Source organism: Streptomyces sp. NPDC037401 (assembly GCF_055602345.1).
The window spans coordinates 146602-166176 of the sequence record NZ_JBVJWO010000015.1 but is presented as its reverse complement, the minus strand read 5'-3'; the positions used below and the strand labels follow the sequence as shown (position 1 = coordinate 166176).

Genomic DNA, 19575 nt, shown 5'->3' with positions numbered 1-19575 from the left:
GGGGGGGGGGTACGGGGCAGGTTCTACGGCCTACCCCCCTCCCCCCCCCCCCCCCCCCCGCGTCCCCCCCCCCCCCCCCCCCCCCCCCCCCCCCCCCCCCCGCCCGTCAGGTGACGCGCTGGGCGTGGTGGCCGGCGACGTGCAGGCGGGCCTCCGCCGTGAGGCCGGGCAGGCCCGCCGACTCGCGGGCGTGCGCCAGTACCTCGCCTGCGAGTCCGGCCAGCGCGTCGGCCGGTACGGCGTGTGGTTCGAGGAGCAGGCGGACCCGGGCGGAGGGCGCGCCGCGGCGACCGTGCAGGGTGACATGTGACCGTGCAATGCCCTCCATCGCTCCCGCTTCCGCGGTCAGCGCTCCCTCCAGGGCGTTGCCGCGCAGCACCGCCCCGGCGCCGTCGCCGGTGTCGACGAGGAGGGCGGTGAGCCGCGAGCGCCGCAGCTGGGCGAGCAGCCACCACAGTGCGAGCAGTACGGAGACCGCGAGGGCGGCCAGGACCACCGGCCACCACCAGCCCTCGTCGCGCCAGCGCTGCCGCTCCGCCTCGGCGAGCAGGACGTCGTGGCGTCCCGAGAACGGCCGGATGCCCGTCAGGACCGCAGCCCCCAGGGCGGTGAGGACCAGGCCGACGAGTCCCAGCAGGACGCGGTTGACCACTGCGAGCATGTTTCCCCTCATCCCTTCCGGGCCGGCCGGGTGACCCGTACGTGCACGTGCGGGGGGCGCGCGAGCGCCAGTTCTTCGACGGCGACCGCGAGGACCGCGTCGAGGTCGTCGTGGACCTCGTCCAGTTCGCGGAAGTGGGAGACGGCGCGTACGCCGATCCGGGCGCGGCCCACGGACACCCGGACGCTCTGCACGCCGGAGACCTCCATGGCGCGGTCGCGCAGGATCAGGCGGGCCGCCTTGCGGGTGAGTCCGGCCCGTACCCCCGCGGGGCTGTGCATGGGAAGCACGCCGCGCAGCCCCGGGGTCGCGGCGAGGACCAGGAGCAGCACGCCGACGAGGACGAGGAGGACCGCCGCGGCGACCACGCCGGGTTCGTCGAGGGTGTGCGTCTCCAGCCGGTCGGCGAGGGCGCGGCGCCAGGCCATGCCGGGCCGGTCGGCGCGGACTGCGGCCACGTCGTAGAGGAAGAGCGCGGCCGTGCCGAGCAGCACGGCGGCGGTCAGGGCCGCGGGGACGCGGCGGGTGGAGCGGAACCGGCGGACGCGGGCGGCCGGGGACGGCCGGGGCGGTTCGCCGGGGTGGGCGGGCGGGGGTGTGGTCATCGCAGCCTGGTCCGGGCGGCCGGGCTGGTGTGGACGGAGTGCAGGCGTTCCACGTCGATGTCCACTTCGGGCACCGTCATGCCCGCCAGCTCCTCGATGCGCTCGGCGACGCGGCGGCGTACGGCGGCGCACTGGGCGCCGACGTCGGAGGGGTAGCCGAGTTCGAGGCTGATGTGCACGCGTGCAATGTCATGGTGCACGGTGACGGATGCATGGGGTGCGCTGCCTTCGGGCGGTACCCCCGCGCCGAGTGCCTCCCGGGCCGCCTGCGCGGCGATCTTGGCGACGACCCGGTCCGCGATCCGGGTGGCCCCGCGGTCCACGGCCTCGATGCGGGCCCGGCGAGCGGGCCGGGCGGCGGGCTGCGGGGCGGGGGCCGGCGTGGGCACGGTCACGGGCGTCACCGCCGCCGGTCGTCACGCGAGCGGAAGAAGTCGCCCGGCTGCAGGTCCCCGTCGAAGAACCTGCCGGCGACGAAGCCGATGGCGCCGAGTGCCGCCACCAGCAGGAAGGCCCCGAAGCCGCCGAAGTACCCGGCGAACCCCAGCGCCATGCCGGCCAACAGGCCGGCCACGGCCATGCTCATCGCACGCTCCTCTCGGCCGCCGTACGCCTACTGGAGCCGGGAGGTCTCCGGCTCCTCGTCCGGCTCGTCCGGCAGTTTGACGTCGGTGACCGCGATGTTGACCTCGACGACTTCGAGGCCCGTCATCCGTTCCACCGCCGAGATGACGTTCTCACGGACGGCCCCGGCCACGTCCCGGATCGACACGCCGTAGTCCACGACGATCTCCAGGTCGAGGGCCGTCTGGACCTCTCCCACTTCGGCCTTCACCCCGCGCGAGACGGAGGACTTGCCGCCGCCGGGCACGCGGTCGCGTACGGCGCCGAGCGTGCGGGAGAGGCCGCCGCCCATCGCGTGTACGCCGAGCACTTCGCGGGCGGCGAGGCCGGCGATCTTCTCGACCACTCCGTCGGCGATGGTGGTGCGGCCGCGTTCGGCCGGACGGGTCTTGCCGGTGTCGTTCTCGGTCATCGCCTTGTGTCCCTTCGGGCGGGCGGGGCGGGCTCCCTGACCACCGTAAGCGCACACACCCGTCGGCGCTTGGGGGATACACCCCTCGGTGTATCCCCCGGCCGGCGCGGGTGTCAGTCGGCGATGCCCGCCAGGTCGCGCAGGCGGCGGGCCTGGGCGGCCCGCTCCGCGGCCCGCTGCTCGTCGTACGAGCGGGCGGCCGCCCCGCGCAGCAGGGTCTTCGTCTCGACGACGGCGTCACGCGGCGCCGAGAGCAGGGCGGCGGTCAGGTCCTTGACCGCGTCGGTGAGCTCGGACGCGGGCACCACGAGGTTGGCCAGGCCGATCCGCTCGGCCTCCGGCGCCTGGACGTAGCGGCCGGTGGCGCAGATCTCCAGGGCGCGGGCGTAGCCCACGAGGGAGACGAGCGGGTGGGTGCCGGTCAGGTCCGGCACCAGGCCCAGGCTCGTCTCGCGCATGGCGAACTGCACGTCATCGGCCACGACGCGCAGGTCGCAGGCGAGGGCGAGCTGGAACCCCGCGCCGATGGCGTGACCCTGCACCGCGGCGATGGTGATGATGTCGTTGCGCCGCCACCAGGTGAAGGCTTCCTGGTACTCGGCGATGGTCGCGTCGAGACGCTCGTCCGAACCGCGCGCGAGGTCGAGGAAGGACGGCTCTCCCTCGAAGCCCTCGGGGGTGAACCCCTGGCGGTCGAGTCCTGCGGAGAAGGACTGCCCTTCGCCGTTCAGGACGACGACCCGCACGCTGCCCGGCAGCAACCGCCCGGCCTCCGTCAACGCCCGCCAGAGCGCGGGGGATTGAGCGTTTCGCTTGGCCGGATTGGTCAGTGTCACCGTGGCGACCGTGTCTTCGACGGTGAGCCGTACGCCGTCCTTGTCGAGCAGAGTCATCATCGCCTCCGGAAAGAGCAGCCGACTGTTAAGTGACTGCACAGTAACCACCCAGTCGACCTCTCGGCCGACCGGGGGTCACGAAGGTGGTGATGACGGTGGTCGGTGGTCCTCGGCCTCGCCTGTGGTCAGGCCGTGGCCGCCTTCTTGCCGCGCGTCGCACCACCGCGACCACGCAGCGTGACTCCGGACTCGCTGAGCATCCGGTGGACGAATCCGTAGGAGCGGCCGGTTTCCTCGGCCAGCGCCCGGATGCTCGCACCGGAGTCGTACTTCTTCTTCAGGTCTGCCGCGAGCTTGTCGCGCGCGACGCCGGTTACCCGGCTGCCCTTCTTCAGAGTCTCGGCCACCCGTGCCTCCTCATGGGAAGTGCGCTCTGGTGCTTCTCATGATCACCCCTCCCGGCCTTCCTGGCCACCCATTCGACAAGGTCCGTGCGGCGGCAATTTCCGCGCGGGCCGCCGGCGGGCCCCGCCCCGGACCCGCCACGGAGGGGAATCGGCAGGTCAGAACGGCCAAAGGATCAACGCAAAGCCCCGGTCCCGTCCCGCAGGGGGACACGACCGGGGCCGGTGTACAGCACGCAGCGGTACCAGACCGCCTCACTCAGATGATGGATCACGCATGAGCCGAATGATCCAGAACGCACGGGATCACGGCGCGGACCAGGCCGAGGACGCCATCGGCCCTCCCGAGGGCCGGCCCGCCGGGCCGCGGGCCGGGCCGCGGGCCGGGCCGCGGGTCAGGCCGCGGGCCGGGCCGCGGGTCAGGCCGCGGGTCAGGCCGCGGGTCAGGCCGCGGGTCAGGCCAGCGCCACCAGGTCCTTGTAGTCCGGGCCCCACAGGTCCTCGACGCCGTCCGGGAGCAGGATGATCCGCTCCGGTTCCAGGGCGTCGACCGCGCCCTCGTCGTGCGTGACGAGGATGACGGCGCCCTTGTAGGTGCGCAGCGCGCCGAGGATCTCCTCGCGGCTGGCCGGGTCGAGGTTGTTGGTGGGCTCGTCGAGGAGGAGCACGTTGGCGGAGGAGACGACCAGGGTGGCCAGGGCCAGCCGGGTCTTCTCGCCGCCGGAGAGCACGCCTGCCGGCTTGTCGACGTCGTCGCCGGAGAACAGGAACGAGCCGAGGGTCTTGCGGACCTCGACCAGGTCCAGGTCCGGGGCGGAGGAGCGCATGTTCTCCAGCACCGTGCGCTCGGGGTCGAGGGTCTCGTGCTCCTGGGCGTAGTAGCCGAGCTTGAGGCCGTGGCCCGGGGTGACCTGACCCGTGTCGGGCTTCTCCGTGCCCGACAGCAGGCGCAGCAGGGTGGTCTTGCCGGCGCCGTTGAGGCCCAGGATGACGACGCGGGAGCCCTTGTCGATGGCCAGGTCGACGTCGGTGAAGATCTCCAGCGAGCCGTACGACTTCGACAGGCCCTCGGCGGTGAGCGGGGTCTTCCCGCAGGGCGCCGGGTCCGGGAAGCGGAGCTTGGCGACCTTGTCGGAGACGCGGACCGCCTCCAGGCCGGAGAGCAGCCGTTCGGCGCGCTTGGCCATGTTCTGCGCGGCGACGGTCTTGGTGGCCTTCGCCCGCATCTTGTCGGCCTGCGAGTTCAGGGCCGCGGCCTTCTTCTCGGCGTTCTGGCGCTCGCGCTTGCGGCGCTTCTCGTCGGCCTCGCGCTGCTGCTGGTACAGCTTCCAGCCCATGTTGTAGACGTCGATCTGGGCGCGGTTCGCATCGAGGTAGAAGACCTTGTTCACGACGGTCTCGACGAGGTCGACGTCGTGGGAGATCACGATGAAGCCGCCGCGGTACGTCTTCAGGTAGTCGCGCAGCCAGACGATCGAGTCGGCGTCGAGGTGGTTGGTGGGCTCGTCGAGGAGCAGGGTGTCGGCGTCGGAGAACAGGATCCGGGCGAGTTCGACGCGGCGGCGCTGACCACCCGAGAGGGTGTGCAGGGGCTGGCCGAGCACGCGGTCCGGCAGGCCGAGGGCGGCCGAGATGGTCGCCGCCTCGGACTCGGCGGCGTAGCCGCCCTTGGTGAGGAACTCGGTCTCCTGGCGCTCGTACTGGCGCAGGGCCTTCTCGCGGGTGGCGCCGGAGCCGGTGGAGATGCGTTCTTCGTTCTGCCGCATCTTGCGGATCAGGACGTCCAGGCCGCGGGCGGAGAGGATCCGGTCGCGGGCGAGCACGTCGAGGTCGCCGGTGCGCGGGTCCTGCGGGAGGTAGCCGACCTCGCCGGAGCGGGCGATCGAGCCGCCGGCCGGCTGCCCTTCGCCCGCGAGGCACTTGGTGAGGGTGGTCTTGCCGGCGCCGTTGCGGCCGACGAGGCCGATGCGGTCGCCCTTGGCGACGCGGAAGGAGGCGGACTCGATGAGGACGCGGGCGCCGGCACGCAGCTCGATGCCGGTTGCGGTGATCACGGAAATACTCCAGGGCGGGGGTGGACGGCGGAAGGACAGCGCTGCTCGCGCCAGTGAGGCAGGGCGCGACTCTTCGACGCCGCTAGTGCACAAGGAGATGTGACATGCGGACCATTCTAACGGGGGTACGCAACTACTTTCCGGGGCTGTGAGTGGCCTCACCCGGGCGCCCGTTGCCCAGCGGGCGCCGGTGCGGGGTCACCCGCCCCAGGGCGTCGACGGCGACCACGGTCCGCGGCCAGGGCACGGAGGGGTCCGTGCACGGCCGGGCGATCAGCAGCACCCCGCCGATCCGGGCCTGGCGGGCGGCGTCGTGGGCACAGCCGGCGGGGGCGGGCGCGATCCAGCGCAGGTCGCCGTCCTCGGTGCGGTACGCGGAGATGCGTGCGGGGGTGATCACGGCGAGCATCCGCGCGGCGGGGTCGAGGGGCTGGAGCACTCCCGCGGGCCGGCCGGGGAGGCCGGGTACGGCGCGGTGCCAGCGGACGGAGCCGCCGGCGGGCGCGGTGTCGGTCACCAGGCCGTCGTCCCAGAGGGTGAAGGCGTGGCCGGGTACGGCGCGGACGGCGAGGGGGCGGCTGCCGTCGCGGCGGTAGGTCCAGGCGGGCCGGGCGGCGCCGGGCCGGTAGGCGTGCACGGCGCCGTGCTGCAGGCGCGCGACGGGTTCGGCCCCGGTGGCCGGGCGGGGGCCGGGGTGGGGGGTGAGCCGGTCGCCGTAGGGGGCGCGGCCGGGGTGCCGGCCGCCTCCGTTCCCGGCCAGGGACAGGGCGAGGGCCAGTGCGGCCGCCAGGGCCAGGGACAGGAGGGCCGCGGGTGCCGGGCGCCGCGGGGCGCGGGGTCGGCGGCGCGGGGTCGGCGCAGGGGTCACGGGTTCCGGAGCGTAGCCGCGGGGGGCGGCCGGGGCGGGCTGCGCCGGGCGGGGGTCGCCCGTTCGGCCCTCGCCCGGCGCCGTGCCCGTCCGTGCGCACCAGGATGAGAAGGGTCGGGTTCGACGCGGGACGACTAGGGCGGTGCGGGATGCAGTTCGACGACGACGCCAACCTGGACACCTCGGAGGTCCAGGATGTGCGGGGCAGCCGCATCCCGGGTGGGAAGGCCACCATCGGGGGCGGCATCGCCGGTCTGATCGCGCTGGTTCTGGGGCTGCTCTTCGGCGTGGGCCCGGAGCAGCTGGGGCTGTCGTCCGGGGACGATCCGCCGGCGGCGACCGCGTCCACGGCGGCGGAGGTGCAGACGGCGTGCCGGACGGGCCGGGACGCGAACGCGCGGGAGGACTGCCGGATGGTCGCGGTGGTCAACAGCGCGCAGGACTTCTGGCGGCAGGAGTTCACCCGCAGGGGCGGCCAGTACTCCCCCGCGCGGACGGTCTTCTTCACCAACCGGGTGGGCACGGCCTGCGGATCGGCCACGTCGGCCGTCGGCCCCTTCTACTGCCCCGCGGACCGCAAGGTGTACCTGGACCTGGGGTTCTTCAACGAGCTGCGGACGAAGTTCGGTGCCAGCGGCGGGCCGTTCGCCCAGGCGTACGTGGTCGCGCACGAGTACGGGCACCACATCCAGAACCTGATGGGGACTCTGCAGCGGGCGCAGGACGGGCGGCAGGGCGCCGACAGCAACGCCGTCAAGGTGGAGCTCCAGGCCGACTGCTACGCCGGGGTGTGGGCGCACAACGCGACCCGGACCCCGGACGAGTCCACCGGGCGGCCGCTGCTGACGAGGCTGACCGACGAGGACATCCAGGACGGGCTGAGTGCGGCGGCGGCGGTCGGCGACGACCGGATCCAGGAGAAGTTCCAGGGCCGGGTCATCCCGGAGGCGTGGACACACGGCTCGGCCGAGCAGCGGCAGCGCTGGTTCCACCAGGGCTACCGGACGGGCGACATGGCCCAGTGCAACACCTTCCGCTGACTGTCACACCCGCCTGCAAGACTGTGTCGTGGGTCACATTCACGAGAGGGAGTGATCGTCATGGCAGGCGTTCCGTCCATTTTCCCGACGCTGCTCTACCGCGACGCGAAGGCGGCGATCCAGCAGTTGACCGAGGCGTTCGGCTTCACGCGGGTCGCCGTGTACGAAGGCGACGACGGCAGCGTGATGCATGCCGAGCTGGCGTACGGCAACGGCATGGTGATGCTGGGGAGCAAGGGCACCGGCGGGGTCTTCGACAAGGCCATGGAGTCGGCCGGCCCGACGGGGGTGTACGTCGTCGTGGAGGACGTGGACGCGCACCACGCCCGCGCGGTGGAGCACGGGGTGGAGATCCTGATGGAACCGACCGACCAGGACTACGGCTCCCGGGACTACATGGCCCGGGACGCGGAGGGGAACGTATGGAGCTTCGGGACGTACGTGCCGACGGTCTGAGGGCGCCGGGGCGCGGCGCCGCGCGGGCTGCTCGGGCTGCGGGGGCCGGCCGGACTCATTCCCCGCCGGTGTGGACCTGGAAAGCGGCCCGGCGGACCGCTTTGGCGAGGGCCGGGTCGGGGTGCGCCGCGGCGAGGGCGACGAGCACCTGCACGGTGCGCGGGTGACCGATGGCCCGGACCTCGTCGAGGAGGTGCGGGACGGTGGTGCGCACGGCCGCGTCGAGGTGACGGACGAGGACCTCGGCCTCGCCGTGGTCGGCGACGGCGGCGGCGGTGTCCACCCAGAGCCAGGTGGTCTCTTCGCGGGTCAGGACGTCCTGGGCGTCCTCGGGGTCGGCGCCGTCGTGCTCGGCGAGCCACAGCAGGGCGTAGGGCCGCAGGACGGGTTCGTCGGCGACGGCACGCACGTCGGGCTCGGCGGGGGCGCCGACCACGCGCAGGGCCTCGAAGGCGAGGCCCCGTACCAGCGCGTCCTCGCCGCGGGCGGCCTGGAGGAGTTCGGTGACGGCGCTGCCGACGGGACGGGCGGCGAGCCAGGCGCGGTACTCGGCGCGGGCGGGCCCTGGGGTGAGGCGGGCGCAGCCGCGGAGCATGGCGGCGGCGGACTGCTCGATGTTGCCGGCCGGGCTCTGGGCGGCGACGCAGATCTGCTCCAGCTTGACCCAGACCGCCCAGCTGCCGAGTGGGGTGAGGGTGGCGCGGGCGGGGCCGAGGGTGAGGGCGTCGACGGCACCGAGGCAGCCGAGGGCCCAGCGCAGCAGCCGGGAGAGGGAGGCGGCGTCGGGTGCGGGGGCGGGCTCGGCTTCGGAGGTGCCGTCGGCGGGCGCGGGCTCGGGGGTGCTGCCGTAGGGCACCTCGCAGCGCTCGTCGCGCAGTTCGGCGACGCGCTGGCGGAGCATGTCCAGCAGGGCGGGCACGGTCACGGGGCCGGCGGACAGCTGGAGGAGGGAGAGGAGCTGGGGCATCGCCTCCACGACCTCGGCGACGGCGGCGGGGCCGATGCCGTCGGGCGCGGGGTGGATGAGGGACCAGGCGTCGAAGACGGCCACCCAGCCGCGCAGGACGGCGGAGTCGTCGCGGTCCCAGGCGTGCAGCCGCCAGCCGGGGCGGGCGCGGCCGCCGTGGACTTCGACGAGTCCGGAGAGCCGTGCGCGGTCCCAGCCCACGCGGACCTGTCCGGACGTCAGTCCCAGTTCCGCGGCGGCCCGTTCGACGTCCGTGTCGGAGAGCAGCGGGCGGGGGCCGGTCTCGGCGGCTCCGTCGAGGCGCAGCTCCGCCCAGCGGGCGAGGCGGGCCGCGTCGGAGAGTGAAGCCCTGGCCCGGTTCGCGAGTTCGGCGGTCGCGGGTGTCCCCTCGGGCGGCCGGGGCGCCGGCCGGGTGCGCCGGTTCGACACCGCCGTACGTGCCGTGGCGATGGAACGCGGGGAGACGAGTCGGAGTCTGGAGTCGCGAGCCAACTGCTCATCAGGCTTTCGGGACGTCACGAAGAGCAGTCTCGCCCGTCACCGGCCGAAAGCCCAAACGGAACCGGCCATTACCACTGCCCAGAGGGGGTACAGACCAGGACAAGGCACCCTGCCCGCCACTGCGGCCCCGGGGGTTCCGGCCACGGGGAGGGCGGGCCCGCACCGGCCTGCACGGCGCAGCCCGGCACCGGATTCACATCAATGGGGTGAGGAAGCGGCGCAGTGCTTCCTCGTACGCCTCGGGGGCGGCGTTCCACATCGCGCCGTGCGGGGCCTGCGGGACGGTGTGCAGCGAGACGAGGCCGGGGCGGGCGGCTGCCAGCTGTCCGGAGAGTTCCCAGGGGGCGAGGAGGTCGCCGGGCCCGTGGAAGATCAGTACGGGGACCTTCAGACCGGCCGGGTCCGCGAATTCCGGCGCCCGCCCGGTGCGCAGCCCGGCCCGGCCCTCGGCGGCGCGGACGGCCAGCGGGAGGAGCGGGGCGGGGGTGCGGCGGGCGGCGGCGAGGGCGCGCAGGGTGAGGTGCCAGTCGAGTACGGGCGAGTCGAGGACGAGGCCGGCGATGCGCTCGTGGAGGGCGGAGCGGGCCGCGGCGTGCAGGGCCATGGCCGCTCCGGTGGACCAGCCGTGCAGGACGACGCGCTCGGCGCCGAAGCGCACGGCGTAGCGGATCGCGGCGTCGAGATCGCGCCATTCCGATTCGCCGAGGTGCCCGAGGCCGTCCGGCGAGCGCGGGGCGCCCAGGTCGTTGCGGTACGCGAGGTCGAGGACCGGCAGTTGCATGCGGTGCAGGAAGGGCATGAGGTTCATCGGGTGCTCGCGCGTGGAGCCGAGTCCGTGCACGGTGATCACCCACGTGCGGCGGGCGGCGGGTACGAACCAGGCGGGCAGCGCGCCGAGCTCGCCGGGGACGTCGACGTCGGCGTGGTCGAGACCCAGGGCGCTGCGCGGGTCGCCGAGGTGGAGCGTGGGGGTGAGCCGGACCCGGACCCCGGGCTCCAGGGCGCCGTGGGTGACCCGGGCGAGCCGGCGCACGACGGTGTCGGGCTCGTGCGGGGCGCCGTCGAGGACCGGGCCGACCACGGCGTGCACGCCGGGTGCGTCGAGTCCGTACGTCCCGGGGAGCAGGGAGGCCAGGGAGCGGGTCAGGGAGACCCGTCCGGGGGCAGTGGCGTGGACGCTGAGCCGGGGGCCGCCGGGCAGCGGGCGCCCGGGGGCGGGCCGCAGGGCCGCGTCGCCTGCGTACCGGCCGGCCGCGACGGCGGCCGCTCCGGCGCCCAGCAGGGTGGTGACGGCCGCTGCCGTCGCTGTTGCGGTGCGCACGGCTCCAGTGTCGGGCGGCCGGGGCGGAGCGGCCAGTCCGCGGGGTGATCTGGATCTCTTCCGGGACGCGGCGGAGCGGCGGAAGTCGCTCCGGTTGCGTTCCGTTTACCGTGTTCTGACGTGCGTAAACCAGAGCAGGGCGGAGAAAATCGGGTCAAATCACTCGACCGGTTACCGATCCGGTACACCGGGCAGCCCGTCCCAGTTCACCTTCCGTTCACTCAGGTTGCCTACGGTCGCCGAGCCACTGACCTCAAACAGAAGCCTGGGTAAATGGAGCACATAACGCTTCTCCTCGGGATCGTGATCGTTACCGCTCTCGTCTTCGACTTCACGAACGGTTTCCACGACACCGCCAACGCGATGGCCACCACCATCTCGACTGGCGCTCTCAAGCCCAAGACGGCGGTGGCCATGTCCGCCGTGCTCAACCTCGTCGGCGCGTTCATGTCCGTGGAGGTCGCCAAGACGATCTCCAAGGGTCTGGTCAACGAGGAGGGCATTCAGCCAGAGGTGATCTTCGCGGCGCTGGTCGGCGCGATCCTCTGGAATCTCCTGACCTGGCTGGTCGGGCTGCCTTCCAGCTCCTCCCACGCCCTCATGGGCGGTCTGATCGGTGCCGCGGTCGCGTCCGCCGGCATCGGCGCCGTCAACGGCGGCGTCGTCGTCACCAAGGTGCTGATCCCCGCGATCGCCGCCCCGCTCGTGGCCGGTGTGGCCGCCATGCTGGCCACCAAGCTGACGTACAAGCTCGGCGGCAAGGTCGGCGACAAGACCTCGGCCAAGGGCTACCGCGCGGGGCAGATCGCCTCCGCAGGCCTGGTCTCCCTGGCGCACGGCACCAACGACGCGCAGAAGACGATGGGCATCATCACGCTGGCGCTCGTCGCCGGCGGTGCGATCGCCCCCGACTCGAACCCGCCGGTCTGGGTCATCGTCTCCGCCGGTGTCGCGATCGCGCTCGGCACGTACCTGGGCGGCTGGCGCATCATCCGCACCATGGGCAAGGGCCTGACCGACCTGCAGCCGCAGCAGGGCTTCGCCGCCCAGACCTCGGCCGCCAGCGTCATCCTGGCCTCCTCGAACCTCGGCTTCTCGCTCTCCACCACCCACTCGTGCTCCGGCGCGGTCATGGGTGCCGGCCTCGGCCGCAAGGGCGGCGTGGTCCGCTGGTCCACCGCCACCCGCATGTTCGTGGCCTGGGGCCTGACCCTGCCGGCCGCCGCGCTGGTCGGCGCGCTCGCCGAGCTCGTCACCCGCCAGGGCGACTGGGGCGTCGCCGCCGTCGCGGTCTTCCTCGTCGGCTCCTGCCTCGCCATCTGGCTGGTCTCGCGCCGCCAGGTCGTCGACCACAACAACGTCAACGACGTCGACGCCGACGCCGAGGCCCCCGGTGTCGTGACCACCGCCATCGCGGCCGTCACGCCCCCGCCGGCCGGCACCACCGCCGCCGTGACCGACGAGGACCTCAAGGCCACCATCCCGGCCCCGGCCCACGACGAGACCCCGGCCGCCCCGGCCGCCGCGGTCTGACCCGGCCGGACCAGAACAGAGGATCAGCAGTATGAAGATCGACTGGGCAGCTCTCGGCTCCGTCTTCGGAGTCAGCCTGACGGCCACCGTGCTCGTCGTGGCCCTCTTCACCCTCGGGCTCGTCGGCCTCTCCAAGCACGAGGCCGCGACCGAGCAGGGCGGGGCCGCGACCCTGGCCCGCTCCGGCGCCTACGCCGCCTTCGCGCTCTGCGCGGCGGCCGTGAGCTACGGGATCTACCTGATCGTCGCCTGACGTCACCGCGAAAGCTCCCCCGGAGGCCGCCTCCGGGGGAGCTTTCGCGTACCCGCCCCCGCCCCCGCGGCCCGGTCCCGGCCGCCCGTGTGGGGCTGCGCACACTGTCCTTGTGCAGGTCAACGGCGAGTTGACGGGCCATCGCGGTGCGTGGTGGACTGCCCGAGCCAATACGGCGGCAGGAGAGGAAGTCCGGTGCGAATCCGGCGCGGTCCCGCCACTGTCACCGGGGAGCTCTCCCCCACCGTGCGTCACGGCCCCCCGCGGGCTGGAAGGCCGGGGGAGCCGCCGATCCGGGAGCCAGGAGACTCTCACCGCCGGTCACGTCGAACCAGGGCGCGGACCCTGAGTGAGGACACATACCTGCCATGCGTGCCGATCGCGTTTTCGCGTACGGCGCGGCGGCCGGGCTGATCGGCGACCGGATCCTGGGGGATCCGCGACGCGGACACCCCGTCGCCGCTTTCGGCCGTGCCGCCGCAGCCGTGGAACGGGCCCTGTGGAACGACGACCCGGGCAGCCAGCGCGGCCGGGGCGTCCTGCACACCCTGGTGTGCGCCGGAGGCGCGGCCGCGCTGGGCGCGCTGGGCGCCCGCGCCGTGCGCTCCCGGCCCGCCGCCGTCCGCATCGCCCTGACCGCCGCCGCCACCTGGACCGTCGTCGGCGGTACCTCGCTGGGCCGGGAGGCCCGCGCGATCGGCGGGGCGCTGGTCGCGGGCGACACCGAGGTGGCCCGCGAGCGGCTGCCGCACCTGTGCGGGCGCGATCCGCACTCCCTGGACGAGCAGCAGATCGCCCGTGCCGTCGTCGAGTCCGTGGCCGAGAACACCTCGGACGCCGTGGTCGGCGCCCTCGTGTGGGGCGCCGCCCTCGGCGTGCCCGGTCTCCTGGCCTTCCGGGCCGTGAACACCCTGGACGCGATGGTCGGCCACCGCTCCCCCCGGTACCTGCGCTACGGCTGGGCCTCGGCGCGGCTGGACGACCTGGCCGGCTGGCCGGGTGCCCGCCTGACGGCGGCCGCGGCCGTCCTGGCCGGACCGGACCGCCGGGGGGCGGTACGGGCCTGGCGCGCCGACGCGGACCGCCACCCGAGCCCCAACGCCGGGCCGGTGGAGTCGGCGTTCGCGGGGGCGCTGGGCGTGCGGATGGGCGGCACGCTCGCGTACGCCGGCCGGGTCGAGCACCGGCCGGTGCTCAACGGCGCGGCGGGGCGGCCGGTCGAGGCCGCCGACATCGAGCGGGCGGTACGGCTCTCCCGGCAGGTGACCTGGCTCGCGCTGGGCGCCTGTGCGGCGGGCCGGCTGGCCGTGTCACGGGTACGACGGAAGGGGCGGGCATGAGCGGCGCGGGGCCGGTCGCAGGACGGGCCGGCGGACCGGCGGGCGGCCGGGGCGGCGGAGCGGCGCGCCGGGGCGGCGGACTGCTGGTCGCCGGCACCACCTCGGACGCGGGCAAGAGCGTCGTCACGGCGGGCATCTGCCGCTGGCTGGTGCGCCAGGGCGTCAAGGTGGCGCCGTTCAAGGCGCAGAACATGTCCCTGAACTCCTTCGTGACCCGCGAGGGCGCCGAGATCGGCCGGGCGCAGGCCATGCAGGCCCAGGCCGCCCGGGTGGAGCCCACCGCCCTGATGAACCCCGTGCTGCTCAAGCCGGGCAGCGACCGCAGCAGCCAGGTGGTGCTGCTGGGCAAGCCGGTGGGCGAGATGAGTGCGCGTGGCTACCACGGCGGGCGGCAGGAGCAGCTCCTCGGCGTGGTCACGGACTGCCTGGAGCAGCTGCGGGGCACGTATGACGCCGTGATCTGCGAAGGAGCGGGCAGTCCCGCCGAGATCAACCTGCGCCGCACCGACATCGTGAACATGGGCATCGCCCGCGCCGCCCGCTTCCCCGTGGTGGTCGTCGGGGACATCGACCGGGGCGGGGTCTTCGCCTCCTTCTTCGGGACGACGGCCCTGCTGAGCGCCGCGGACCAGGAGCTGATCGCCGGCTATCTGGTCAACAAGTTCCGCGGCGACGTCTCGCTGCTGGAACCGGGCATGGAGATGCTGCGCGGGCTCACCGGCCGGTCGACGTACGGCGTGCTGCCGTACCGGCACGGGCTGGGCATCGACGAGGAGGACGGCCTGCGCGTCTCGCTGCGCGGGGCGGTGCGCGAGTCGGCCGTCGCCCCGCCCGTGGGCGAGGACGTGCTGCGGGTCGCGGTCTGCGCGGTGCCCCTGATGTCGAACTTCACGGACGTGGACGCGCTGGCCGCGGAGCCGGGCGTCGTCGTGCGGTTCGTGGACCGGGCCGAGGAGCTGGCGGACGCCGACCTCGTCGTCGTACCGGGGACGCGCGGCACGGTGAAAGCGCTGGAATGGCTGCGCGAGCGCGGTCTCGCGGACGCGCTGGCGCGCCGGGCCGCCGCGGGCCGGCCGGTGCTCGGGATCTGCGGCGGGTTCCAGGCGCTCGGCGAGGTGATCGAGGACGAGGTGGAGTCCCGGGCGGGCACGGTGCCCGGCCTCGGACTGCTTCCGGTCCGGGTCCGCTTCGCCGTGGAGAAGACCCTCGCGCGGCCCGTGGGCACCGCGCTGGGCGAGCCCGTCGAGGGCTACGAGATCCACCACGGGGTCGCCGAAGTGCTGGGCGGGGAGCCCTTCCTGGACGGCTGCCGGGTCGGCGAGGTGTGGGGCACGCACTGGCACGGCTCGCTGGAGAGCGACGCCTTCCGCCGGGCGTTCCTGCGGGAGGTCGCCCGGGCCGCCGGGCGGCGGTTCACACCGGCTCCGGACACGTCGTTCGGCACGCTGCGCGAAGAGCAGCTGGACCTGCTGGGCGACCTGATCGAGGAGCACGCCGACACCGCGGCGCTGCTGCGGCTCATCGAGACCGGCGCACCCGCCGGCCTCCCCTTCATCGCACCGGGGGCACCCTCATGACGAGCCAGACGAACTTTCCGTTCAGCGCGGTGGTCGGCCAGGACGAACTGCGCCTGGCGCTGCTGCTGAACGCCGTGAGCCCGGCGGTCGGCGGGGTGCTCGTGCGCGGCGAGAAGGGCACCGCCAAGTCCACGGCCGTGCGCGCGCTGTCGGCGCTGCTGCCGCCGGTGGACGTGGTGCGCGGCTGCCGCTTCTCGTGCGCGCCCGCGGCGCCGGACCCGGGCTGCCCGGACGGGCCGCACGAGGCGGGCGACGGGGCGGCGCGGCCCGCGCGGATGGTGGAGCTGCCCGTCGGCGCCTCCGAGGACCGGCTCGTCGGCGCCCTGGACATCGAACGGGCCCTGGCGGAGGGTGTGAAGGCCTTCGAGCCGGGGCTGCTGGCCGACGCGCACCGCGGCATCCTCTACGTCGACGAGGTGAACCTCCTCCACGACCACCTGGTGGACGTGCTGCTCGACGCGGCGGCCATGGGCGCGTCCTATGTGGAACGCGAGGGCGTCTCGGTCCGGCACGCGGCCCGCTTCCTGCTGGTCGGGACGATGAACCCGGAAGAGGGCGAGCTGCGCCCGCAGCTGCTCGACCGCTTCGGGCTGACGGTCGAGGTTGCGGCCTCCCGGGAGCCCGTGCAGCGGGTCGAGGTGGTGCGCCGCCGGCTGGCGTACGAGGACGACCCGGCCGGATTCGCGGCCCGCTGGGCCGGTGAGGAGGCGTCGGTGCGGACCCGGGTGACGGCGGCCCGGACGCTGCTGCCGCAGGTCCGGCTCGGCGACGGCGCGCTGCTCCAGATCGCCGCGACGTGCGCGGCGTTCGAGGTCGACGGGATGCGGGCCGACATCGTGATGGCGCGGGCCGCGACGGCGCTGGCCGCGTGGGCCGGGCGTACGGACGTACGGAAGGAGGACGTGCGGCAGGCTGCGCTGCTGGCACTCCCCCACCGGCGCCGCCGGAACCCCTTCGACGCGCCGGGACTCGACGAGGAGCTGCTCGACGAGATCCTCGACCGCTTCCCGGACGAGGAGCCGGAGCCCGACCCGGAGCCGGAGGGTCCGGACGACGCCGGCCCCGACGGCGGGCCGGACGGCGGACCCGGCGGCGGGCCGCAGGACGGTCCCGACGGCGGGGTGCCGCCGCAGGGCGGTGCGCACGACGTGCCCCCGGCCCCCGAGGCCTCCGAGGCCGTGCCGGAGACGGGGGATGCCGGGGACGCTCCGGAGCCCCCGCAGCCGCAGCCGGCGCAGGGCGCCGGCGCCGAGCAGGCTGCGGTACGGGCGGCCGAGCCGTTCCGGACGCGGATGCTGAGCGTGCCGGGGCTGGGCGAGGGCGCGTCCGGGCGGCGCTCGCGGGCCCGGACCGCGCACGGGCGGACCACGGGTGCGCAGCGCCCCCGCGGGCACCTGACCCGGCTTCACCTGGCCGCGACCGTGCAGGCGGCCGCACCGCACCAGCGGGCGCGGGGGCGTGCGGGGCGCGGGCTGGTGGTGCGCAAGGACGATCTGCGGCAGGCGACGCGGGAGGGGCGCGAGGGGAACCTCGTGCTGTTCGTCGTGGACGCCTCCGGCTCGATGGCGGCACGGCAGCGGATGGGCGCGGTGAAGGGTGCCGTGCTCTCGCTGCTGCTGGACGCCTATCAGCGGCGCGACAAGGTGGGGCTGATCACCTTCCGGGGGGCGTCCGCGGAGCTCGCGCTGCCGCCGACGTCCTCGGTGGACGCGGCCGCGGCGCGGCTGGAGAAGCTGCCGACCGGTGGCCGGACGCCGCTGGCGGCGGGGCTGCTCAAGGCCCGCGAGGTGCTGCGGGTGGAGCGGCTGCGCGATCCTTCGCGCCGGCCCCTGCTGGTGGTCGTGACCGACGGGCGGGCCACGTCGGCCGGTGGCGTCGGCGGGGATCCGCGGACGGCGGCGGGCCGCAGCGCGGGGCTGCTCCAGGCCGCGGGGGTCGCCTCGGTGGTGGTCGACTGCGAGTCCGGGCCGGTGCGGCTGGGGCTGGCCGGGGCGCTCGCGCGGGATCTGGGCGGGCCTGCCGTCACGCTGGACGGCCTGCGGGCCGATTCGCTCGCCGGGCTTGTGAAGAACGTACGTACTGCAGTGTCATCGGTGACACTGCACAGCAACAGGAGGGCCGCGTAATGCCTCAGGGACAGCCGTCCGTCGTACCGGAAGACGGGCTCACCACCCGCCAGCGCCGCAACCGCCCGCTGGTCTTCGTCCACACCGGATCCGGCAAGGGCAAGTCGACGGCCGCCTTCGGCCTGGCGCTGCGCGCCTGGAACCAGGGCTGGCCGATCGGGGTGTTCCAGTTCGTCAAGTCCGCCAAGTGGAAGGTCGGCGAGGAGAACGCCCTCAAGGCGCTCGGCGAGACCGGCAAGGGCGGCACCGTCGTCTGGCACAAGATGGGCGAGGGCTGGTCCTGGGTGCAGCGCGACGCCCAGCTCGACAACGAGCAGGCGGCGAAGGAGGGCTGGGAGCAGGTCAAGCGCGACCTGGCCGCCGAGACCCACCGGCTGTACGTGCTGGACGAGTTCGCGTACCCGCTGCACTGGGGCTGGATCGACGTCGACGAGGTGATCGAGGTCCTGCGGAACAGGCCCGGTCAGCAGCACGTGGTCATCACCGGCCGCAACGCCCCGGAGAAGCTGGTGGAGTTCGCCGACCTGGTCACAGAGATGACCAAGGTCAAGCACCCCATGGACGCCGGCCAGAAGGGCCAGAAGGGCATCGAGTGGTGACCTCCGTGCGCGTCCCCCGCCTGGTGATCGCCGCGCCCTCCTCGGGCAGCGGCAAGACCACGGTCGCCACGGGCCTGATGGCGGCCTTCACCGAGCGGGGGCTGACCGTCTCCCCGCACAAGGCCGGGCCGGACTACATCGACCCCGGCTACCACGCCCTGGCCACGGGACGACCGGGCCGCAACCTGGACGCGTTCATGTGCGGGCCGGAGCTCGTCGGCCCGCTGTTCGCGCACGGGGCGGCGGGCTGCGACCTCGCCGTGGTCGAAGGCGTGATGGGCCTGTACGACGGCGCCGCCGGGCGGGGCGAGCTCGCCTCCACGGCGCAGGTGGCCAAGCTGCTGCGGGCCCCGGTGGTGCTGGTCGTCGACGCGTCCTCGCAGTCGCGTTCGGTGGCGGCGCTCGCGCACGGCTTCGCGTCGTTCGACCCGCAGGTGCGGATCGGCGGCGTGATCCTGAACAAGGTCGGGTCCGACCGGCACGAGGTGATGCTGCGGGACGCGCTGGACGAGGCCGGGATGCCGGTCCTCGGCGTGCTGCGACGGGCCCCGCAGGTGGCCGCGCCCTCGCGGCACCTGGGCCTGGTACCGGTGGCGGAGCGGCGCGCGGACGCGCTCGGCTCCGTGGCGGCGCTGGCCGAACAGGTCCGCCAGGGCTGCGATCTCGAGGCCCTGATGGCGCTCGCACGGACGGCCCCGCCGCTGGAGACCGAGGTGTGGCAACCGTCGGTCGCCGCAGCCGCGCCCGCGCCCGGGGAGGCGGCGTCCTCCCGGCGGCCCGTGATCGCCGTCGCGGGCGGACCGGCGTTCACGTTCTCGTACGCCGAGAACAGCGAGCTGCTCACGGCGGCGGGCGCGGAGGTCGTCACCTTCGACCCGCTGCACGACGAGGCACTGCCGGAGGGCACGGACGCGCTCGTCGTCGGCGGCGGCTTCCCCGAGGTGTACGCGCACGACCTCGCGGCGAACGAACCGCTGCGCAAGGCCGTCGCGGACCTCGCGGCCGCGGGCGCGCCGGTGGCGGCCGAGTGCGCCGGGCTGCTGTACCTGGCCCGGTCGCTGGACGGGAAGCCGATGTGCGGCGTGCTGGACGCGGACGCGCGGATGTCGGAACGGCTGACGCTCGGCTACCGGGAGGCGGTCGCGGTCTCGGACAGCCCGCTGGCCGCGGCCGGGACCCGGCTGCGCGGGCACGAGTTCCACCGCACGGTGACCGAGCCGGGCGCCGGCCCGTCGGCCGCCTGGGGGTTCACGGGTGCCGAACGCCGCGTCGAGGGGTTCGTACAACAGGGCGTGCACGCCAGCTACCTGCACACGCACTGGGCGGCGGAGCCGTCCGTGGCACGGCGGTTCGCGGCGGCGGCGCGCGGGCACGGCGGCAGCCGGCCGTGAACCGTCC

20 protein-coding genes and 1 riboswitch are annotated in these 19575 nt (G+C 74.4%); of the genes, 9 read left to right on the top strand and 11 right to left on the bottom strand.

Annotation, left to right across the window (positions count from 1 at the left end):
• Positions 1 to 106 precede the first annotated feature (106 nt).
• The 9 genes from amaP to ACZ7H1_RS18420 form a co-directional block, all read right to left on the bottom strand.
• The gene (amaP, locus tag ACZ7H1_RS18460) at positions 107 to 661 is read right to left on the bottom strand and encodes an alkaline shock response membrane anchor protein AmaP (RefSeq protein WP_470787874.1); all 555 of its coding nucleotides are present in this window, start codon (positions 659 to 661) and stop codon (positions 107 to 109) included.
• 8 nt (positions 662 to 669) lie between these two features.
• The gene (locus ACZ7H1_RS18455) at positions 670 to 1266 is read right to left on the bottom strand and encodes a DUF6286 domain-containing protein (protein ID WP_470787872.1); all 597 of its coding nucleotides are present in this window, start codon (positions 1264 to 1266) and stop codon (positions 670 to 672) included.
• A complete protein-coding gene (locus tag ACZ7H1_RS18450) occupies positions 1263 to 1661 on the bottom strand; it encodes an Asp23/Gls24 family envelope stress response protein (RefSeq protein ID WP_470787871.1) in 399 nt (132 codons plus the stop codon). The genes ACZ7H1_RS18455 and ACZ7H1_RS18450 overlap by 4 nt, the downstream gene beginning before the upstream one ends.
• A gap of 5 nt (positions 1662 to 1666) precedes the next feature.
• A complete protein-coding gene (locus ACZ7H1_RS18445) occupies positions 1667 to 1852 on the bottom strand; it encodes a hypothetical protein (protein WP_470787869.1) in 186 nt (61 codons plus the stop codon).
• 27 nt (positions 1853 to 1879) lie between these two features.
• Complete coding sequence (locus ACZ7H1_RS18440; protein ID WP_470787867.1) at positions 1880 to 2302, bottom strand: Asp23/Gls24 family envelope stress response protein; 423 nt, start codon at positions 2300 to 2302, stop codon at positions 1880 to 1882.
• 113 nt (positions 2303 to 2415) lie between these two features.
• Positions 2416 to 3195, bottom strand: a complete 780-nt coding sequence (locus ACZ7H1_RS18435; RefSeq protein ID WP_470787866.1) for an enoyl-CoA hydratase/isomerase family protein — start codon at positions 3193 to 3195, stop codon at positions 2416 to 2418.
• 128 nt (positions 3196 to 3323) lie between these two features.
• Entirely contained in the window at positions 3324 to 3545 is a 222-nt protein-coding gene (locus ACZ7H1_RS18430) for a helix-turn-helix domain-containing protein (protein ID WP_470787864.1), read from the bottom strand.
• A 452-nt stretch (positions 3546 to 3997) separates the two neighbouring features.
• Complete coding sequence (locus tag ACZ7H1_RS18425) at positions 3998 to 5596, bottom strand: ABC-F family ATP-binding cassette domain-containing protein (RefSeq protein ID WP_470787862.1); 1599 nt, start codon at positions 5594 to 5596, stop codon at positions 3998 to 4000.
• Between the two features lie 133 nt (positions 5597 to 5729).
• Positions 5730 to 6464: a hypothetical protein gene (locus tag ACZ7H1_RS18420; protein WP_470787861.1), complete on the bottom strand. Its 735-nt coding sequence runs from the start codon at positions 6462 to 6464 to the stop codon at positions 5730 to 5732.
• A gap of 149 nt (positions 6465 to 6613) precedes the next feature.
• Here ACZ7H1_RS18420 and ypfJ point away from each other — a divergent pair, with 149 nt between their 5' ends.
• Together ypfJ and ACZ7H1_RS18410 are read left to right on the top strand one after the other, a co-directional pair.
• A complete protein-coding gene (gene ypfJ, locus ACZ7H1_RS18415) occupies positions 6614 to 7504 on the top strand; it encodes a KPN_02809 family neutral zinc metallopeptidase (protein ID WP_470787859.1) in 891 nt (296 codons plus the stop codon).
• Positions 7505 to 7564: 60 nt separating this feature from the next.
• Positions 7565 to 7960: a VOC family protein gene (locus ACZ7H1_RS18410; RefSeq protein WP_470787857.1), complete on the top strand. Its 396-nt coding sequence runs from the start codon at positions 7565 to 7567 to the stop codon at positions 7958 to 7960.
• Between the two features lie 55 nt (positions 7961 to 8015).
• Here the strand turns inward: ACZ7H1_RS18410 and ACZ7H1_RS18405 are convergent, their stop codons facing one another.
• Complete coding sequence (locus ACZ7H1_RS18405; protein WP_470787856.1) at positions 8016 to 9446, bottom strand: hypothetical protein; 1431 nt, start codon at positions 9444 to 9446, stop codon at positions 8016 to 8018.
• A 175-nt stretch (positions 9447 to 9621) separates the two neighbouring features.
• Positions 9622 to 10749 (bottom strand): alpha/beta hydrolase, encoded by a 1128-nt coding sequence (locus tag ACZ7H1_RS18400; RefSeq protein ID WP_470787854.1) that lies wholly within the window; start codon positions 10747 to 10749, stop codon positions 9622 to 9624.
• Positions 10750 to 11022: 273 nt separating this feature from the next.
• On the opposite strand from ACZ7H1_RS18400, the gene ACZ7H1_RS18395 reads away from it, so the two are divergent.
• The 7 genes from ACZ7H1_RS18395 to ACZ7H1_RS18365 all read left to right on the top strand — a co-directional run bounded on the left by ACZ7H1_RS18395 (position 11023) and on the right by ACZ7H1_RS18365 (position 19568).
• Positions 11023 to 12282 carry an inorganic phosphate transporter gene (locus ACZ7H1_RS18395; RefSeq protein ID WP_470787852.1) on the top strand — a complete coding sequence of 420 codons (1260 nt, stop codon included), beginning with the start codon at positions 11023 to 11025 and terminating at the stop codon, positions 12280 to 12282.
• 31 nt (positions 12283 to 12313) lie between these two features.
• Positions 12314 to 12535 carry a hypothetical protein gene (locus tag ACZ7H1_RS18390; RefSeq protein WP_470787851.1) on the top strand — a complete coding sequence of 74 codons (222 nt, stop codon included), beginning with the start codon at positions 12314 to 12316 and terminating at the stop codon, positions 12533 to 12535.
• A gap of 185 nt (positions 12536 to 12720) precedes the next feature.
• Positions 12721 to 12845: riboswitch (cobalamin riboswitch) on the top strand.
• Between the two features lie 58 nt (positions 12846 to 12903).
• Complete coding sequence (locus ACZ7H1_RS18385; RefSeq protein ID WP_470787849.1) at positions 12904 to 13875, top strand: cobalamin biosynthesis protein; 972 nt, start codon at positions 12904 to 12906, stop codon at positions 13873 to 13875.
• Positions 13872 to 15452 (top strand): cobyric acid synthase, encoded by a 1581-nt coding sequence (locus tag ACZ7H1_RS18380; protein ID WP_470787847.1) that lies wholly within the window; start codon positions 13872 to 13874, stop codon positions 15450 to 15452. The genes ACZ7H1_RS18385 and ACZ7H1_RS18380 overlap by 4 nt, the downstream gene beginning before the upstream one ends.
• Positions 15449 to 17578, top strand: coding sequence for a putative cobaltochelatase (locus ACZ7H1_RS18375; protein WP_470787845.1), 2130 nt, complete (start codon positions 15449 to 15451; stop codon positions 17576 to 17578). The genes ACZ7H1_RS18380 and ACZ7H1_RS18375 overlap by 4 nt, the downstream gene beginning before the upstream one ends.
• Entirely contained in the window at positions 17578 to 18177 is a 600-nt protein-coding gene (cobO, locus tag ACZ7H1_RS18370; RefSeq protein ID WP_470787843.1) for a cob(I)yrinic acid a,c-diamide adenosyltransferase, read from the top strand. Before ACZ7H1_RS18375 ends, cobO begins: the two co-directional genes overlap by 1 nt.
• Before the next feature lie 5 nt (positions 18178 to 18182).
• Positions 18183 to 19568, top strand: a complete 1386-nt coding sequence (locus ACZ7H1_RS18365; protein ID WP_470787841.1) for a cobyrinate a,c-diamide synthase — start codon at positions 18183 to 18185, stop codon at positions 19566 to 19568.
• Positions 19569 to 19575: the final 7 nt, after the last annotated feature.

Bases quoted from the DNA above. Each gene is read 5' to 3' on its own strand.
- ACZ7H1_RS18395 (WP_470787852.1), top strand. From the start codon at position 11,023: ATGGAGCACATAACGCTTCTCCTCGGGATCGTGATCGTTACCGCTCTC.
- ACZ7H1_RS18435 (WP_470787866.1), bottom strand. From the start codon at position 3,195: ATGACTCTGCTCGACAAGGACGGCGTACGGCTCACCGTCGAAGACACG.
- ypfJ (WP_470787859.1), top strand. From the start codon at position 6,614: ATGCAGTTCGACGACGACGCCAACCTGGACACCTCGGAGGTCCAGGAT.
- ACZ7H1_RS18375 (WP_470787845.1), top strand. From the start codon at position 15,449: ATGACGAGCCAGACGAACTTTCCGTTCAGCGCGGTGGTCGGCCAGGAC.
- ACZ7H1_RS18390 (WP_470787851.1), top strand. From the start codon at position 12,314: ATGAAGATCGACTGGGCAGCTCTCGGCTCCGTCTTCGGAGTCAGCCTG.
- ACZ7H1_RS18445 (WP_470787869.1), bottom strand. From the start codon at position 1,852: ATGAGCATGGCCGTGGCCGGCCTGTTGGCCGGCATGGCGCTGGGGTTC.
- ACZ7H1_RS18385 (WP_470787849.1), top strand. From the start codon at position 12,904: ATGCGTGCCGATCGCGTTTTCGCGTACGGCGCGGCGGCCGGGCTGATC.
- ACZ7H1_RS18455 (WP_470787872.1), bottom strand. From the start codon at position 1,266: ATGACCACACCCCCGCCCGCCCACCCCGGCGAACCGCCCCGGCCGTCC.
- ACZ7H1_RS18410 (WP_470787857.1), top strand. From the start codon at position 7,565: ATGGCAGGCGTTCCGTCCATTTTCCCGACGCTGCTCTACCGCGACGCG.
- ACZ7H1_RS18380 (WP_470787847.1), top strand. From the start codon at position 13,872: ATGAGCGGCGCGGGGCCGGTCGCAGGACGGGCCGGCGGACCGGCGGGC.
- amaP (WP_470787874.1), bottom strand. From the start codon at position 661: ATGCTCGCAGTGGTCAACCGCGTCCTGCTGGGACTCGTCGGCCTGGTC.
- ACZ7H1_RS18440 (WP_470787867.1), bottom strand. From the start codon at position 2,302: ATGACCGAGAACGACACCGGCAAGACCCGTCCGGCCGAACGCGGCCGC.
- cobO (WP_470787843.1), top strand. From the start codon at position 17,578: ATGCCTCAGGGACAGCCGTCCGTCGTACCGGAAGACGGGCTCACCACC.